Below are 16,708 nucleotides of genomic sequence, written 5' to 3' on the forward strand. Positions count from 1 at the left end.
ACGGAGCATTCTCATGATGAAAAATCAACTGGCTGGCCTGATGAAGCAGGCGCAAGCAATGCAAGACAACATGAAAAAGGCCCAGGAACAACTGGCGCTGGTGGAAGTGGAAGGCCAGTCCGGCGCCGGCCTGGTCAAGATCGTCATGACGTGCAAGAACGACGTCAAGCGCGTGTCCATCGACCCATCGCTGCTGGCCGACGACAAGGACATGCTGGAAGACCTGGTGGCCGCCGCCTTCAACGACGCCGTGCGCAAGGCGGAAGCGACGTCCGCGGAAAAAATGGCAGGTTTGACCGGTGGCATGAACTTGCCAGCCGGCTTCAAAATGCCATTCTGATGCAACACCGCATGCGCTCGATCTGTGGCACGGGGCAGGGTTGATCCATGTCCAAGTCGCTTGAATTTTTGACCGAGGCGCTGCGGCGCCTGCCCGGCGTCGGCCCCAAGTCGGCGCAGCGGATGGCGTTTCATTTGTTGCAGCACGATAGGGAAGGCGCGGCCATGCTGTCGCGCGCCCTGTTCCAGGCCGTCGATGCCGTGCATCACTGCGGCCTGTGCAATACCTTTACCGAACATGAAGTGTGCGAGACCTGTCTCGACGAAGAGCGCGACAAGCGCTTGCTGTGCGTGGTGGAAACGCCCGCCGACCAGCTGATGATCGAGCAGACGCTCACCTACAAGGGCCTGTATTTCGTGCTCATGGGGCGGCTGTCGCCGCTGGACGGCATCGGCCCGAAAGACATCCACCTCGAAAAATTATTGAGCCGCGCCAACGATGGTGTGGTCGGTGAAGTGGTGCTGGCCACCAATTTCACGAATGAAGGCGAAGCGACGGCCCACTACATCAGCGAAATGCTGAAGGCGCGGGGCTTGCGCGTGAGCCGCCTGGCCCGCGGCGTGCCCGTGGGCGGCGAACTGGAATACGTCGACGCGGGCACGATTGCCCGCGCGATGCTCGACCGCAGGGCAACCTAAATCATGCAAGAAAAAACGTCGGCAGGTCCCCTGGCGGGCATCAAAGTCCTGGAACTGGGCACCCTGATCGCGGGGCCGTTCTGCGCCCGCATGCTGGCCGAATTCGGCGCCGACGTGATCAAGATCGAGTCGCCCGATGGCGGCGACCCCATCCGTACCTGGCGCGTGCTGAAAGACGGCACCTCGCTGTGGTGGTCGGTGCAGGCGCGCAACAAGAAAAGCGTCACCCTGAACCTGAAGTCGCCCGAGGGCCGGGCGATCGCGCGCCAGCTGGCCCTGGAAGCGGACATCATCATCGAGAATTACCGCCCCGGCGTGCTGGAAAAGTGGGACCTCGGCTATGAACAGCTGAAAAAGGAAAAGCCGTCCCTGATCATGGTGCGCCTGTCCGGCTTTGGCCAGACGGGTCCGATGAAGGATTTGCCCGGTTTCGGCGCCATCGGCGAATCGATGGGCGGCCTGCGCTATGTGTCCGGCTTTGCCGACCGCCCGCCCGTGCGTGTCGGCGTGTCGATAGGCGACTCCGTGGCGGCCCTGCATGGCGTGATCGGCGCCATGATGGCGCTGCGCCACCGCGACGTGACGGGCGGGCGCGAGCACGGGGAAGGGCAGATGGTCGACGTGGCCCTGTACGAATCCGTGTTCAACCTGATGGAGTCGCTGGTGCCCGAGTACGACCAGGCGGGCGTGGTGCGCGAGCGCACGGGCGGCTCCCTGCCCGGCATCGTGCCCTCGAATACCTACACGACGGGCGACGGCGAAAACATCGTCATCGCGGGCAATGGCGACGCCATCTTCAAGCGATTGATGCTGGCCATGGGCCGCATCGACATGGCGGGCGACCCGCAGCTGGCGCGCAACGACGGCAGGGTGGCGCGCACGCAGGAAATCGACGACGCCATCGGCGCCTGGTGCGCCACGCACACGATAGACAGCGCGCTGGCCGTGCTGAAGGCGGCCGATGTGCCGGCCGGGAAGATTTACTCGGTGCGCGACATGATGAGCGATCCGCAATTTCTCGCCCGGAATATGTTCGAACAGCACCATTTCGCCGACGGCACGCCCGTCAAATTGCCCGCCATCAGCCCGAAACTGTCCGCCACGCCGGGCAAGACGCAATGGCTGGGGCCCACCCTGGGCCAGCACAACGACGAGGTGCTGGCGTCGCTGGGGTTTGACGCGACCGCCATTGCGCGGCTCAAGGCCGGCGGGGTGGTGTAATCCGACGCTACCGACCGGGCCAACAATGTTGTCGGATTACGCTACGCTAATCCGACCTACGCAACTCACTGATACCTGTCATGCATCGATTTTTCCGTACCGCGCTTGCCCTGGCGTCCGCCGCCATCCTTGTCTCCGCCTGTAATATCCCGCCCGCCTCGCATTACGCCGATGCGCCTGGCGTGGGCGGCCTGCGCCTGATCGGCGAACAGCGTATCGCCTTGAAATACGCGTTCGAGGGCACCACGGTGGGCGGCTTGTCCGGCATCGACTACGATGCGGCCAACAACAGCTGGGTGATGGAAAGCGATGACCGCTCGGAAATCAATCCGGCCCGCTTCTACCGTGCCGCGCTCGATTACGACAGTGAGAAATTCTCTGGCGTGACCTTGAAAAGCGTGCATTTCTTCACGCAGCCCGATGGCAGCCGCTATCCGAACCTGGCGCATGCCAAACTGGAGCAGGGCGACCAGGTGCCCGACATCGAAACCATCCGCGTCGATCCGCACGATGGCAGCCTGTGGTACGGCAGCGAAGGCAACCGCAAGGTGGGCCTGCACCCGTTCGTGCGCCACGCCGATAGCGGCGGCCATTACCTGGCCACCTTGCCCACGCCCGCCATGTTCAACGTCTCGAAGAACGAGGTCGGCTCGCGCAACAACATGAGCTTTGAGGCGCTGTCGTTTGCCAGCGATGGCAAGAGCTTGTGGCTGGGCATGGAAGCGGCCCTGTACCAGGACGGCCCGCTGGCCACGCCCGACAACGGCTCCGTCGTGCGCATCACGCGCCTGGACCGCGCCGGCAAGGTGCTGGGCCAGTATGCGTATCCGATCGAGCCGGTGGCGTCGCGGCCTGCGCCGGGGCGCGAAGCGGACAATGGCGTATCGGAAATCCTCGCCGTCAACGACCATCAGGTGCTGGTGGTGGAGCGGGCCGGCGTGGCCAACGCCGACGGCCTTTACACGAATCACGTGCGTATCTACGAAATGGAGACGGATGGCGCCACCGATATCCAGGCTATCCCCGCCCTGGCGGGTGCGACTTATGTGCCGGCGCGCAAGCGATTGCTGCTGGACCTGGAAAAGATCGGCCTGCCCCGGGTCGACAATATCGAAGGCATCAGCTGGGGCCCGCGCCTGGAAAATGGCCGCCGCAGCCTGGTGATGATTTCCGACGATAATTTCAATCCGCAGCAAGTCACGCAAATCCTTGCCTTCGAAGTGCTCTAGTTTCCAGGCTGGCCAGCTGGCCCGCCTGCCTGGCCAGCATGGCCGTGATCGTGTCGTGCGGCGACGGGTGGCCTAAAAAGTATCCCTGGGCCATGTCGCAGCCGTATTCTTCCAGCATCAGCAGTTGCTCGTCCGTCTCCACGCCCTCGGCCACCACCACCATTTTCAAACCGTGCGCCATGGCGATGATGGCGCGCGTGATGGCCGCGTTTTCCGTGTCCTGCGGCAAGCCGGCGATAAAACTCTTGTCGATTTTCAGGGCCCGCACCTCGAAGCGTTTCAGATAATTCATCGACGAATATCCCGTGCCGAAGTCGTCGATCGACAGGTACACGCCGATGCCGCGCAATTGCTCCAGCGTCACCATGGTGGCGCGCGCATCGTCCATCAATGTCCCTTCCGTCAATTCCAGTTCCAGCAGGCGCGCATCGAGGCCCGTGTCGGCCAGGGCAGAGAGCACGATCTGCATCAGGTTTTCATCCTTGAATTGCTTGGCCGACAGGTTGACGGCCATGCGGATGGCCCGTCCGCCATCGCTTTGCCACGCCTTGGCCTGGTTGCACGCCGTGCGTAGCACCCATTCGCCGATGGGCACGATCAGTCCCGTCTCTTCGGCCAGCGGGATGAATTCCGTGGGCGAGATGACGCCCCGTTCGGGGTGGCGCCAGCGCACCAGCGCTTCGACGCCGACGATCTGCGTGCTGGGCACGTCGATCTGCGGCTGGTACAGCAAGTACAGTTCGTTGTTCTGCAATGCCTTGCGCAAGCCCACTTCCATCTTGACGTGGCTCATGATTTCCATCGTCAGCGATGAACTGTAGAGCTTGGCGTTGTTCTTGCCGCAGTTCTTCGCGTGGTACATGGCCGTGTCCGCATATTTCAACAGCGAGTTGCAATCCTCGCCATCTTCCGGATACAGCGAGATGCCGATGCTGGCCGTGACGAAAATCTCGTGCCCCTCGATCATGAAGGGCCGGCGCATGGCTTCCTTGACCCGGTGCGCCACGTTCAGCGCGTCTTCCACCCGCTCCAGGTCGGGAATCAATATCGTGAATTCGTCGCCGCCCAGGCGCGCCAGGTTGCTGCCGCCGGACGACGCCTCGAACTCGTGCTCGGCGCGCAGCACCAGGTCGCTGGGGCGGATGGTTTCGCGCAGGCGTTCGGACACCACCTTGAGCAAGTGGTCGCCCACGTCGTGGCCCAGGGTGTCGTTGATGCGCTTGAAGGCGTCGAGGTCCATGAACAGCACGGCGAATTTCTTGTCGTGCTCCTTCGAGCGTACCAGTTCCCGTTCCAGTGTTTCCAGGAAGGCCTGGCGGTTGGGGATGCCCGTCAGGCTGTCGCAATAGGCGAGGCGGCGGATCTGCTCTTCCGTGCGCTTGCGCTCGCTGATGTCGCGCACCAGGCCCAGCACTTCATCGGCCCCCGTCGCCACCAGGCGCGCCTCGAAATGGCGCGTGCTGTCTTCGTGCGTGAGCGTGTAGTCGACCGAGCCGATATGCTGCGTGGCCAGCACGGCGTGCGCCTTGTCGAGCAGGCGCGCGGCGATTTCGGGAGGCAGCACGTCGCGGATATGGCTGCCCACGCAGTCGCTGAGGGAAAAGCCCGCGCTGGCGTCGTGGCCCTGTTCGTAGTCGAGATAAAAGCCGTCGCGGTTGAGACGAAAGAAGGTGTCGGGGATGGCAGCCAGCACGGCGCGGTTGTGCGCGTCGGCGATGCGCAGGCGGGCGATGGCGTCGCTGGCGCGCAGCACGTACAGCACGCGGTGTCCGAGGATGGGCCAGTTGATGGGCTTGGAAATGAAATCGGTGGCGCCCACTTCGTAGGCGCGCGTGACGGCTTCCAGCTCGTCGCCGCCCGTGACCATGATGATGGGCACGGTGCCGCCCACTTCCTGGTGGCGGATTTCGCGGCACACGGCAAAGCCGTCCATGGCCGGCATGTCGACGTCGAGCATGACCAGGTCCGGCCCGCTGTGCTTGTAGCTGGCCAGGGCCTGCACGCCATCTTCGGCCTCGATCACGTCCAGGCCCACTTGCGTGAGCATCTGCCGCATCAGCAAGCGCATCACGGGATCGTCGTCGGCCACCAGCACCAGGCCGCGGGGAGGGGAGAGGGGCGCTGTCATGTCAGTGTTCCTTCACGAGGATGGCGTTCAGCGATTCGCGTACGGCCAGGAAGGCTTGCTGCATCTGCTGCAGCAGGGGAGCCGCGCCCTCGGTGCTGCCGGCGCGGCCCAGTTTTTCCATCTCCTTGCACAGCTGCGCCAGGCCATCGGCGCCCACGTTGGCGCTGCCCGACTTGAGGCTGTGCGCCACCTTGCGCAGGGTTTCCGCATCCGTTTTCGCGATGGCTTCGCGCATGGCGATCAACTGGCGCGGCGTCTCGCCGGTAAACGCGAGGATGACGCGTTCAAGCAGCGCATCGCCATCCGTGCCGGACAGGGCGCGGATGTTTTCCAGCGCCTGCCGGTTCAGCGGCTGCCCGGATGCCGGGGAGGCAGGCGCCGGCGGCGGCGCTTCGGGCGGCGCCTCCACGGGCGCTTGCGCCTGCGGCGCTTCGCTGTGGTGCACGGTGGCCGCGCGCGGCAGGGTGATCCAGCGCGCGATCGTGTGGCCCAGGTCTTGCTGCGTGAACGGTTTACTCAGGTAATCGTCCATGCCGGCCGCCAGGCACGCTTCGCGGTCGCCCTGCAGCGCATTGGCCGTGATGGCGACGATGGGCAGCACGCGCGCGTGGCCGCACTGCTGTTCGTGGCGGCGGATTTCCGCCGTGGCGGCAAAGCCGTCCATCACGGGCATCTGGCAATCCATCAGGATCAGATCGAAATCCTCGGCCTGCGCCGCCTGCAGGGCCTGTTCGCCGTTGCGCGCGCAGACCACGTCCAGGCCCAGGCTGTCGAGCATGGCCAGCGCCACTTCCACGTTGACGGGATTGTCTTCGGCCAGCAGCACGCGGCGGCGCTGGCGCCGGCCCACCTGCCGCGCCGCATGCGGCGGATGGATGCGCATGCCCTCGCTGGCGCGCGGCGGCGTGACGATGCAGTCGAACAAATCGCATTCGCGGGCCGGCTTGATCAGCTGGAAGGCCACGCCAGCCTCGCGCCGCTGCACGGGGTCGGCCGCCGCCTGTTCCGTGCTCAGCAGCAGTAATTTGAGGTCGGCCAGCAGCGGGTCGCTCTTGATGGTGGCGGCCAGGGCCAGGCCGCTGGTGCGCGGCAATTCCATGTCGAGCAGCGCCACGCCATACGGCGTGCCCGCCTGCGCGGCCGCGCGCAGCTTGGCCAGGCAGTCGCCGGCCGTGCCGGCGCTGTCGCTGACGATGTGCCAGCTGGCCAGTTGCCGCTCCAGCACGGCGCGCGTGGCGGGTGTGTGGTCGACGATCAAGGCGCGTAACCCTCGCGTGGTTTTCAGGTTGAAGGACGGGTCGTCGCTGTCGACTCTCCGCTTATCGAAATTTACTTCGAACCAGAAGATCGATCCTTGCGTTAAAGCATTATTAACGCCGATAGTGCCGCCCATCAGCTCCACCAGCTGTTTCGAGATCGTCAATCCCAGGCCCGTGCCGCCGTGCTTGCGCGTGGTCGAGCCGTCCGCCTGCGAGAACGATTCGAAGATGCGGCTCTGCGCCTCGTTCGATACGCCGATGCCCGTGTCGTGCACCTCGAAGCGCAAGCCCACGCTGGGCGCATCTTCGCTGCATACGGCCACCTTCACGGTGACCTTGCCCGTTTCCGTGAACTTGATGGCATTGCCCAGCAGATTGACGATGATCTGGCGCAAACGGTTCGGGTCGCCGCAAATGGCGATGGGGATGTCGTAGGCGATATCGAATTCCAGGCTGATATTCTTTGCTTCCGCCTGCGGCGCGAACACGTGTTCTATGTCGTCGAGCAATTCGCGGAAATTGAAGCGGATGTATTCCACGCTCAGCTTGCCCGCCTCGATCTTGGAAAAATCGAGGATGTCGTTGATGATCACTAGCAAGTTTTGCCCCGAGCGCTGCACCATGCTCGTGTAGTGGCGCTGCTGCGGCGTCAACGGGCTGGCCAGCAGCAATTCCGTCATGCCCAGCACGCCATTCATCGGTGTGCGGATTTCATGGCTCATGGTGGCGAGAAACGCGCTCTTCGCCTGGCTGGCCGCCTCGGCCGCATCCTTGGCCTTTTCCAGCTGGGCCGTGCGCACGCCCACCTGGCGCTCGAGCTGGTCGCGGTAATTTGCCAGCGTGCTGTCGCGGCTGTCGATCTGCGCCAGCATGTCATTGAAACTGTCGATCAGCACGCCCAGCTCGTCGCTGCGCTGGTGCGCGATGCGGTGGCTGTAGGTCTGGCTGCTCGACACTTTTTGCGCTGTATCAATGAGCTTGGTGATCGGTTCGGCGATCACGCTCTTGAAGCGCCGCGCGAGGAACACGGCGATCAGGAAGGACAGCACGGTGGCGCCGCCGATGGCGCCCACGTGGCGGCCGATGTCGCGCCACATGTGGTTCAGGTCCGCCTCGATCAGCACGGCGCCGATCAGCTGTTGCGGCTCGCCTGGCCGGTAGACGGGCCGGTACAAGCGCATGGCGGGTGCCAGGGTCGTGCCCGAGCCTTGCGTGACGGACTCTGCGGCCATGTCGGCCAGCAGGGCCGGGTCCAGGTCTTCCGGCGCCGCCCGGCCGTCCGCGTGCTGCGGCGCGCGGTACAGGGCGAACAGCCGGCCGCCCCGGTCGAACAGGGCCGCCTGGGCGATCTCGTCGCGCGCCGCCAGCGCCGCCAGCACCTGTTCCGCCTGCGCCTGCCCCGGCTTGCCCGCCAGCAATGGCGCCGCGCCGGCCGCGCCGATCACGCCCGCCAGCGACAGCAATTGCTTGCCTTCATCGTTCTTGTGGCTGAGCACGGACGTCAGCGCAAACGCCACGAACACCAGCAGCAGCGCGCAGCCCGACGACAGCACCGAAATCATGGTCAGCTTCTGGCTGATGCTGGAGCGTTGGAAATTGAACATGGTGGCGGCGCTTCTCCCGTCGGTCTATTGACTGATTTTTAATTTCCTATTGGAAAAATATAGACGCGAAGACACACCCCGATATTGATGTGGGTCTAATGGAAGAAAGGGGAGGGGAACTTATACGAGAGGAAACAACGGAGGGCAGTTCCAAAGAACCACCACCGTATTTATTTTAGTTCAAGACGCCGGACAAAACCGTAGCGAGCGGAAGGGAGAGGCGGCCGAGAAGCGCAACCGTACTCTAGTACGGTGAGCATCGCAAGCCGCCTATACCGACGCGCAGTAGGTTTGGTCCGGTGTCTTAACAGCAGCCGCCGCGTTTTCCCGCCCCGCCGTAGCGGGCTTCCTGCCGTTCGCGGAAGAACTCTTCATACGTCATCATCGGCTCGCCGGGATGGGTCACTTCCCGGTGGGCCACATAGGTGTCGTACTCGGGCAAGCCGCACATGAGCCGCATGCTTTGCCCCAGATACCGTCCAGCCTTGATGATTTCGTCGATCATCATTGCACCGTGGGCATGGCCTGGAACGGCGTTTCCTTGGTGCTCGGACGGCTGTCGGCGCGCGCCTTCATGATGGTGCGGATGCCGAAGAACAGCACGCTGACGACGACCACCACGAAGAAAGCGGCCAGGCCGGCGTCCAGGTAATCGTTGAAGATGATCTGCTGCATCTGCGCCACCGACTTGGCCGGTGCCAGCAGGGTGCCTTCATCGAGGGCCGCCGAGTATTTCTTCGCATGCGCGAGGAAACCGACGCGCGGATTGGCATCGAAAATCTTTTGCCAGCCCGCCGTCAAGGTGCACAGCAGCAGCCAGATCGTCGGCAAGATCGTCACCCACGCATACTGGCCCCGTTTCATCTTGAACAGCACGCAGGTGCCGAGGATCAGTGCGATGGCCGCCAGCATCTGGTTGGCGATGCCGAACAACGGCCACAGGGTATTGATGCCGCCCAATGGATCGACCACGCCCTGGTACAGGAAGTAGCCCCAGGCCGCCACGCACAGGCCCGTGGCCAGCAGGTTGGCGATGACGTTTTCCGTCTGTTTCAGCGCTGGCACGAAGCTGCCCAGCAAGTCTTGCAGCATGAAGCGGCCCGCACGCGTGCCCGCATCGACGGCCGTCAGGATGAACAGCGCTTCGAACAGGATGGCGAAGTGGTACCAGAAAGCCATCATGGCCTTGCCGCCGATGGCGCCGGACAGGATCTGTGCCATGCCCACGGCCAGGGTCGGTGCGCCGCCCGCGCGCGAGATGATGCTGTGCTCGCCAACGTCCTTGGCCGTCTGCGTCAGCATTTCCGGCGTGACATAGAAGCCCCACTGCGAGATCGCCTGGGCGGCGGACTCGGCCGTGGTGCCGATCAGGGCGGCCGGGCTGTTCATGGCGAAATAGATGCCCGGCTCGATGGTCGAGGCGGCCACCAGGGCCATGATGGCCACGAACGATTCCATCAGCATGGCGCCATAGCCGATGAAACGGGCATGGCTTTCGTTTTCGATCATCTTCGGCGTGGTGCCCGAGGAAATCAGCGCGTGGAAGCCGGAGACGGCGCCGCAGGCGATCGTGATGAACAGGAAGGGGAACAGGTTGCCGGACCAGACGGGGCCGGAGCCGTCGATGAACTTGGTCATGGCCGGCATTTTCAGGTACGGCGCGACGACGATGATGCCGATGGCCAGGCCGAGAATCGTGCCGATTTTAAGAAAAGTAGACAGGTAGTCGCGCGGCGCCAGCAGCAGCCACACGGGCAGGACGGAAGCGATGAAACCGTAGCCGATCAGCATCCACGTCAGTTCCGTACCCGTGAACGTGAACATCGGGCCCAGCACGGCGGATTCCTGCACGTACTGGCCGCCGATGATGGCCAGCATCAGCAGCACAAAGCCGATGACGGAAATCTCGCCGATGCGGCCGACGCGGATGAAGCGCGAATACACGCCCATGAACAGGGCGATGGGAATCGTCGCCATCACGGTGAAGCTGCCCCAAGGCGAGCCCGTCAGCGCCTTGACGACGATCAATGCCAGCACTGCCAGGATGATGACCATGATCATGAAGCAGCCGAGCAAGGCGATCATGCCGGGAATTTCGCCCAGTTCAGCCTTGATCAGGTCGCCCAAGGAGCGGCCGTCGCGGCGCATGGAAATGAACAGCACGATGAAATCCTGCACGGCGCCCGCGAACACGACGCCCGCCAAAATCCACAGCATGCCGGGCAGATAGCCCATCTGCGCGGCCAGCACGGGGCCGACCAGGGGGCCGGCGCCGGCGATCGCCGCGAAATGGTGGCCGAACAGCACATATTTGTTGGTCGGCACGTGGTCCAGGCCATCGTTGTGCTTGAAGGCGGGCGTCATGCGGCGGGCATCGAGGCCCAGCACCTTGTCGGCGATGAACAGGCTGTAGAAACGGTAGGCGATCAGGTAGACGCAAACGGCGGCGATGACGATCCAGATCGCGCTGATCGGTTCGCCACGTTGCAGGGCGACAACGCCCAGGGACCCGGCGCCTGCCAGCGCAAGCGCTGCCCAGCCGAGCTGTTTGAAAATGCGGTTCATGCTTCCTCCAGAGATGTGACGGGCGCTGTGCCGTGCGATGATGTGTGCTGCCGAGCCTGGTCGTCGCCAGTTTGGGTGTGAATTAGTGTATCTTCAGCTTATGGCGAGTATTCAGGAATCGTATAATCGTGGCAAGCGCAGCACTACGCAGTAACGCTCAGTATTACTACGCAGACCGATCACCGCGCCGCGACGTAAAATCACCCATTCCCACCAGCATCGACGCCGCCGGAGCGCGCAAGGCCATGAAACTCAGACAGAAAGTCATCTTCCTGGCCATCACGCCGCTCATCCTCGCCCTGTGCGCCATCGCGTTTGCCGTGCGGCACCAGGCGATTACCCTGGCCGAGCAGCAGCGCGCCACCATCCAGCAGGCGTATCTGGCCAGCAAGGAAGCCGAACTCAAGCATTACGTGACCCTGGCCAGCCATTCTATCGCCTCGTTGTATGGCTCGGGCCGCAAGGATGCCCCCACGCAAGAGGAGGCCAAGCGCATCCTGTCCGCCCTCAGCTATGGCGACGATGGCTATTTCTTCATCTATGATTTGCAGGGCAAGTCGCTGATGCATCCGCGCCAACCCGAGCTGGTGGGGCAGAATCTGTGGGAGCTGCGCGACGCCGAGGGCAACCTGACCATCCAGCGCCTGATGCAGCGGGCGAAGAGCGGCGGCGGCTTCGAGCGCTACAACTGGATCAAGCCGTCGACCAACAAGTCCGCGCCCAAGCTCGGCTATGTGATCCTGATGCCGGAATGGGGCTGGATGATGGGGACCGGCATCTACATGGATGACGTGGACCAGGCGCTGGCCAAGGTCGATGCCCAGCAGTCGCGCAATATCCGCTCGACCATGGAACTGATCGCCGCCATCGCCATCCTCGGCTCCCTGCTGGTGGCTGCCTGCGGCCTCGTGCTGAACCTGCGCGAACTGCGCGTGGCCGATGCCAAGCTGAAAGTGCTGGCGCAGCGGGTGGTCGAATCGCAGGAGGAAGAGCGGGCACGGCTGTCGCGCGATTTGCATGACGGCATCAGCCAGTGGCTGGTGTCGATCAAGCTGCAGATCGAGGCGGGCATCGCGCGCCTGGCCGGCAATGCGGAACAGAAAGAAAAGGCGCCGGCCACGTTCGAGCGGGCCGCCGAGCAGCTGAACAAGGTGCTGGGCGAGGTGCGGCGCATTTCGCACAACCTGCGCCCGGCCATCCTTGACGACCTGGGCCTGGCCGCCGCGCTCGACCATCTCGTGCACGAATTTAACGACAGCAGTAGCGCGCAAGCCAGTTTCACGGCCAGCCCCGCGGCGGCGGGCGAGGGCTTGCCCGACATGGTCAATACCGTGCTGTTCCGCATCGCCCAGGAAGCGCTGACCAATTGCGAGCGCCATGCCCATGCCCGCGGCGTGGAAGTGAGCCTGCGTGAGACGGGCAAGGCCGTGGAATTGCGCATCGGCGACAATGGCGGCGGCTTCGATTTCGACGGCATCGCCCTGCACCCGCAGCGCGGCATCGGCCTGCGCAACATGACGGAACGCATGGAAGCCATCGGCGGCAGCCTGCACATCACCTCGTCTGCGGCCGGCACCGTGGTGCTGGCGCGGCTCGCCCTTCCATCCACACACTGAGATACGCAACCATGACCGAGAAAATCAACATCCTGCTGGTGGACGACCACCCCCTCGTGCGCGACGGCTTGCGCGCGCGCCTGGAAGCGGTGGCGCATTTCGACGTGGTGGCCGAGGCGGGCGGCGCCGACGAAGCGCTGGCCCAGGCGCGCGCGCACCAGGTGGACCTCGTGTTGATGGATATCAATATGCGCGGCACGAACGGCATCGAAGCGACGGCGCAGTTCAAGCAGGCATTTCCGCAGATTGCCGTGCTGATCCTGTCCATGCACGACAAGCTCGAATATGTGTCGCAAGCGATTGCCGCCGGCGCGCGCGGCTACGTGCTCAAAGATGCTCCCGGTAAAGATATTGTGTTTGCCATCGAGACGGTGATGTCCGGCGGCATTTATTACAGCGCGGCGCTGGCGCGGCAACTGTCTCGGCCGCAAGTGCACGATTCCTTTCTCACCACGCGCGAGCAGCAGGTGCTGCAGCACATCGCGGCGGGCCAGGCGAACAAGCAGATCGCCCGCGCGCTGGACCTGAGCGTGCGCACGGTGGAGACGCACCGGCTGAACATCAAGCGCAAACTCGGTATCGAAGGGCAGGCTGAACTGATCAAATACGCGGTCGAGCACGCGCATGGCGGCGGCGCCTGAGAAAGCGCGCGCGGCGCCACGCTTTCATTAAACCCGCATCACAGGCGGGTCTCGCGGGGGAATGTTCTTTTTGAACATTTATTGCCAAAATTAAACTGTTTCGTGGGTGAGATTCGGATAGAATGATTCTCGCTGTCGAAATGGCATCCCTGTCGGGCCAGGGTTGCCAATGCAGGTCAGTTTATTTACTATGGCGCCCTACCCACACTGAGATACCGATGTCAGCGTCTGAATCAAACCTGTTTCCGTTGGTGGGATTACAAGCAGTGGCCAATGCTCATAACGAGTGGGTCGCTGTCACCCTGCATGTACCGCAAGCCTCGACGGCGCCGCTGCTGGCGGCGTTGGCCGCCGCCGATGCGTATGCCTTCCTGGCGCCGCTCGACTGCATCATTCCCCTGGCCGACCCGCATGGCGTGGACGAGGCCGTGCTGGCGCAACTGGCGCCGCAACGCACCATCTTCCGTTTGCCGGCCCATCTTGCCGGCGACAAAGCGCTGCAGAAAAAATGCCGGCAATGGCGCGATGCCGGCTACCGCATCCTGCTCGATGGCGCCGAGGCCGGTCCCGTGGTGGCGGCGCAGGTCGACGCCCGCGCGCTGAGCTTTGACGCGGCCGGCGCCCGCCCGGCCCTGCATCAACTGCTGCCCTTGCCGGGGCCGCACCTGGCCTACAACGTCGCCGACGCGGGGCACATTGCCCAATTGCAAGAACTTGGCGTGAGCTGGTTTGCCGGCGATTACGCGCTGCACCAGGCGCGCCAGCAAAGCGAGCCGGAAGACGCCACCTCGCGCCGCCGCGTGCTGGCGCTGCTGGGCTTGCTGGCCCGCGATGCCGACGCGCACGAGCTGGAAGTGCCGCTCAAGCAAGACCCATCGCTCAGCTATCATCTATTAAAACTGGTCAATTCGGCCGCCTTCGGTTTCACGGCGCCGATTGCCAGCTTCAGCCAGGCCATCACCCTGCTGGGCCGGCGCCAGCTGCAGCGCTGGCTGCAACTGCTGCTGTATGCGCGCCAGCAAGATGACGGCAAGATCCATGCGCTGCTGCCGCTGGCGGCCGTGCGCGCGGCGCAGATGGAAGCGCTGTGCCAGCTGCGCGGCGGCGACCGCGACGCGCAGGACCTGGCCTTCATGACGGGCGTGTTTTCCCTGCTCGACGTCTTGCTGCGCATGCCGATGGCAGACATCATCGCGACCCTGAACCTGGCGCCCGAAGTGAGCACGGCCTTGCTTGAACGCAATGGCGAACTGGGCACCTTGCTGGCGCTGGTCGAAAGCGCCACGCCGCCGCCCGAAGGCTTGCGCCGTGCCGGCATTGATGGAGAAACCTATTGGCGCAGCCTGCTGCAGGCTTACCAGTGGGCCATCCAGGTCAGCCGGAACCTCTAGCATGACCCTGCTGCCGTTGTCGGATTACCTCGGTGACAGCGCCGCCCTGTGCGACGCCGTCGTGCGTTTGCGCGGCTCCGCGCTGGTGGCCGAGCTGGGCCGTATCGCCAGCGCCGTGATGGCCAGCCCGCATGGCCTGTTCCTGCCTGCGGCCAGCGCCGCTGCGGCCACGTCCGCTGCGCCGCCCGCGCCGTTTCCCCGCGATACGCCCGCCTTGCTGCAGGAAATCAGTTTTGATGGCCATTGCTTCGGCCATTACAGCGTGGCCGGCCGTCCTGTCTACAACGACGCCGACCGCCGCCACCTGGCCAGCCTGGCTTCGCTGACGGCTGGCGTGCTGCAGGTGCATTCGCTGGCGCAGCGCTCGACCCATGCCTACGCGCAAGTGGAAGCCTTGCTGGCGCAGCAGACGCAAATCCTCGACCAGTTGCACGAATCCGTGCTGACGATGGACTTGACGGGCTACATCACCAGCTGGAACAAGGGCGCCGAACGCCTGTTCGGCTACACCTCGGTGGAAGCCGTGGGGCGCAACATCCTGTTCCTGTACGACGACGAAGACACGGGTTTTCACGACGCCTTCCTGGAGCAGGGCGGGCGCCTGATGGAGGTGCGCCGCCGAAAGAAGTCGGGCGAGATCTTCTGGGCCAGCTTGTCCTTGTCGCCGCTGCAAGACCTGGACGGCAAGCCCATCGGACTCATCGCCTACCTGACGGACATCACGGAACGCAAGCTGGCCGAAGAGCGGCTGCACCACCTGGCGTATTACGATCCGCTGACCAGCCTGCCCAACCGTACCCTGCTGGCCAAGCTGGTCGACCAGGCCCTCAGCGTGGCGCAGCGCAGCAAGATGCTCGGCTGCGTGCTGTTCATCGACCTGAACCGCTTTAAGCTGATCAACGACACACTGGGCCGGCGCATCGGCGACGAACTGCTGCGGCAAGTGTCCTTGCGTTTCCGCCAGGCATTACGCGACCAGGACCTGGTGGCGCGCCTGGGCGGCGACGAGTTCGCCGTCGGCCTGTTCGACATCGGCCAGCATTTCGAGGCCAGCATGGTGTCGCAAAAGCTGCTCGCTTCGCTGGTGGAGCCGTTCCTGATCGAGGGCCACGACTTGCGCGTGGGCGCCAGCATCGGCATCAGCGTGTATCCGCAGGACGGGCAGGATGCGGAAACCCTGCTGCGCCTGGCCGACATCGCCATGTACCGCGCCAAGCAGGACAGCGGCGGCGAAGCGGAAAGCGTGGCCTTCTACAGCCAGGACATGAACCTGGGCATGCAGGCACGCATGCGCCTGGAAACGGGCTTGCGCCAGGCCCTGTCGGAACAGCAATTGCTGCTGCACTACCAGCCGAAATATGCGCTGGGCAGCGGCCGCATCATCGGCGCCGAAGCGCTGGTGCGCTGGCATCACCCGCAGCACGGCATGATCCCGCCCGCCGAATTCATCCCCCTGGCCGAATCGACGGGCCTGGTGGTGCAAGTGGGCGAATGGGTCTTGGAAGCGGCCTGCGCCCAGGCACAGGCATGGAAACTGGCGGGCCTGCCGCCCATCCGCCTGGCCGTCAACGTCTCCGCGCGCGAATTCACGGCAGCCTTGCCCGCCAGGGTGGCGGCGACCCTGGCCCGCTACGGCCTGGAAGCGGCCTGGCTGGAACTGGAAATCACGGAAAGCACCCTGATGCACAACATCGAGAGGGTCATCGGCATCATGGACCGCATCACGGCGCTGGGCGTGGCCCTGTCGCTGGACGACTTCGGCACCGGCTATTCGAGTCTGTCCTATTTGAAACGCTTCCCCATCGACACGTTAAAAATCGACCGCTCCTTCACCACCGGCATCCCGACCGACGCCAGCGACTGCGCCATCGCCAGCACCATCATCAGCATCGCCCAGCAACTGCACCACAAAGTGATCGCGGAAGGCGTGGAAACGGCCGAGCAACTGGCCTTCCTGAAGAGTTCCGGCTGCGACGAAGTACAAGGCTACCTGTTCTCGCGCCCCTTGCCGGCGGTGGAGTTCGAGAAGGCGCTGCGGCAAAACTGGGGCCTGTAGGGCATCTGCCCCAGCCCTTG

Annotated in this window: 12 protein-coding genes; 8 read left to right on the top strand and 4 right to left on the bottom strand. The window is 64.1% G+C overall.

From position 1 onward, the window contains the following. Positions 1 to 13 precede the first annotated feature (13 nt). The 4 genes from ACQ4WQ_RS23575 to ACQ4WQ_RS23590 all read left to right on the top strand — a co-directional run bounded on the left by ACQ4WQ_RS23575 (position 14) and on the right by ACQ4WQ_RS23590 (position 3,428). Complete coding sequence (locus tag ACQ4WQ_RS23575; RefSeq protein WP_034759121.1) at positions 14 to 340, top strand: YbaB/EbfC family nucleoid-associated protein; 327 nt, start codon at positions 14 to 16, stop codon at positions 338 to 340. A 47-nt stretch (positions 341 to 387) separates the two neighbouring features. After that, positions 388 to 978: a recombination mediator RecR gene (gene recR / locus ACQ4WQ_RS23580; RefSeq protein WP_086138528.1), complete on the top strand. Its 591-nt coding sequence runs from the start codon at positions 388 to 390 to the stop codon at positions 976 to 978. Positions 979 to 981: 3 nt separating this feature from the next. Then, complete coding sequence (locus ACQ4WQ_RS23585; RefSeq protein ID WP_436500407.1) at positions 982 to 2,199, top strand: CaiB/BaiF CoA transferase family protein; 1,218 nt, start codon at positions 982 to 984, stop codon at positions 2,197 to 2,199. 80 nt (positions 2,200 to 2,279) lie between these two features. Next, on the top strand, positions 2,280 to 3,428 hold the full coding sequence (locus tag ACQ4WQ_RS23590) for an esterase-like activity of phytase family protein (RefSeq protein ID WP_436500409.1): 1,149 nt from the start codon (positions 2,280 to 2,282) through the stop codon (positions 3,426 to 3,428). On the opposite strand, the gene ACQ4WQ_RS23595 is transcribed toward ACQ4WQ_RS23590, so the two are convergent. The 4 genes from ACQ4WQ_RS23595 to ACQ4WQ_RS23610 all read right to left on the bottom strand — a co-directional run bounded on the left by ACQ4WQ_RS23595 (position 3,397) and on the right by ACQ4WQ_RS23610 (position 10,984). Then, on the bottom strand, positions 3,397 to 5,556 hold the full coding sequence (locus ACQ4WQ_RS23595) for a putative bifunctional diguanylate cyclase/phosphodiesterase (RefSeq protein WP_436500411.1): 2,160 nt from the start codon (positions 5,554 to 5,556) through the stop codon (positions 3,397 to 3,399). The two genes, ACQ4WQ_RS23590 and ACQ4WQ_RS23595, sit on opposite strands and share 32 nt — an antisense overlap. A 1-nt stretch (position 5,557) precedes the next feature. Then, positions 5,558 to 8,419 (bottom strand): hybrid sensor histidine kinase/response regulator, encoded by a 2,862-nt coding sequence (locus ACQ4WQ_RS23600; RefSeq protein ID WP_436500413.1) that lies wholly within the window; start codon positions 8,417 to 8,419, stop codon positions 5,558 to 5,560. A 304-nt stretch (positions 8,420 to 8,723) separates the two neighbouring features. Then, on the bottom strand, positions 8,724 to 8,924 hold the full coding sequence (locus ACQ4WQ_RS23605; protein WP_010396213.1) for a YbdD/YjiX family protein: 201 nt from the start codon (positions 8,922 to 8,924) through the stop codon (positions 8,724 to 8,726). Continuing rightward, a complete protein-coding gene (locus ACQ4WQ_RS23610) occupies positions 8,924 to 10,984 on the bottom strand; it encodes a carbon starvation CstA family protein (RefSeq protein ID WP_326457768.1) in 2,061 nt (686 codons plus the stop codon). The genes ACQ4WQ_RS23605 and ACQ4WQ_RS23610 overlap by 1 nt, the downstream gene beginning before the upstream one ends. Before the next feature lie 245 nt (positions 10,985 to 11,229). On the opposite strand from ACQ4WQ_RS23610, the gene ACQ4WQ_RS23615 reads away from it, so the two are divergent. The 4 genes from ACQ4WQ_RS23615 to ACQ4WQ_RS23630 all read left to right on the top strand — a co-directional run bounded on the left by ACQ4WQ_RS23615 (position 11,230) and on the right by ACQ4WQ_RS23630 (position 16,688). Further along, positions 11,230 to 12,600, top strand: a complete 1,371-nt coding sequence (locus ACQ4WQ_RS23615; protein ID WP_436500416.1) for a cache domain-containing protein — start codon at positions 11,230 to 11,232, stop codon at positions 12,598 to 12,600. A gap of 11 nt (positions 12,601 to 12,611) precedes the next feature. After that, positions 12,612 to 13,241, top strand: coding sequence for a response regulator transcription factor (locus tag ACQ4WQ_RS23620; RefSeq protein ID WP_436500418.1), 630 nt, complete (start codon positions 12,612 to 12,614; stop codon positions 13,239 to 13,241). Positions 13,242 to 13,507: 266 nt separating this feature from the next. Beyond that, positions 13,508 to 14,632, top strand: coding sequence for an EAL and HDOD domain-containing protein (locus ACQ4WQ_RS23625; protein WP_436500420.1), 1,125 nt, complete (start codon positions 13,508 to 13,510; stop codon positions 14,630 to 14,632). Position 14,633: 1 nt separating this feature from the next. Beyond that, on the top strand, positions 14,634 to 16,688 hold the full coding sequence (locus tag ACQ4WQ_RS23630) for a putative bifunctional diguanylate cyclase/phosphodiesterase (protein WP_326457764.1): 2,055 nt from the start codon (positions 14,634 to 14,636) through the stop codon (positions 16,686 to 16,688). The last annotated feature ends 20 nt before the right edge of the window (positions 16,689 to 16,708 follow it).

Origin of the sequence: Janthinobacterium goodfellowi (assembly GCF_051380695.1) — a bacterium.
Lineage (GTDB): Bacteria > Pseudomonadota > Gammaproteobacteria > Burkholderiales > Burkholderiaceae_D > Janthinobacterium.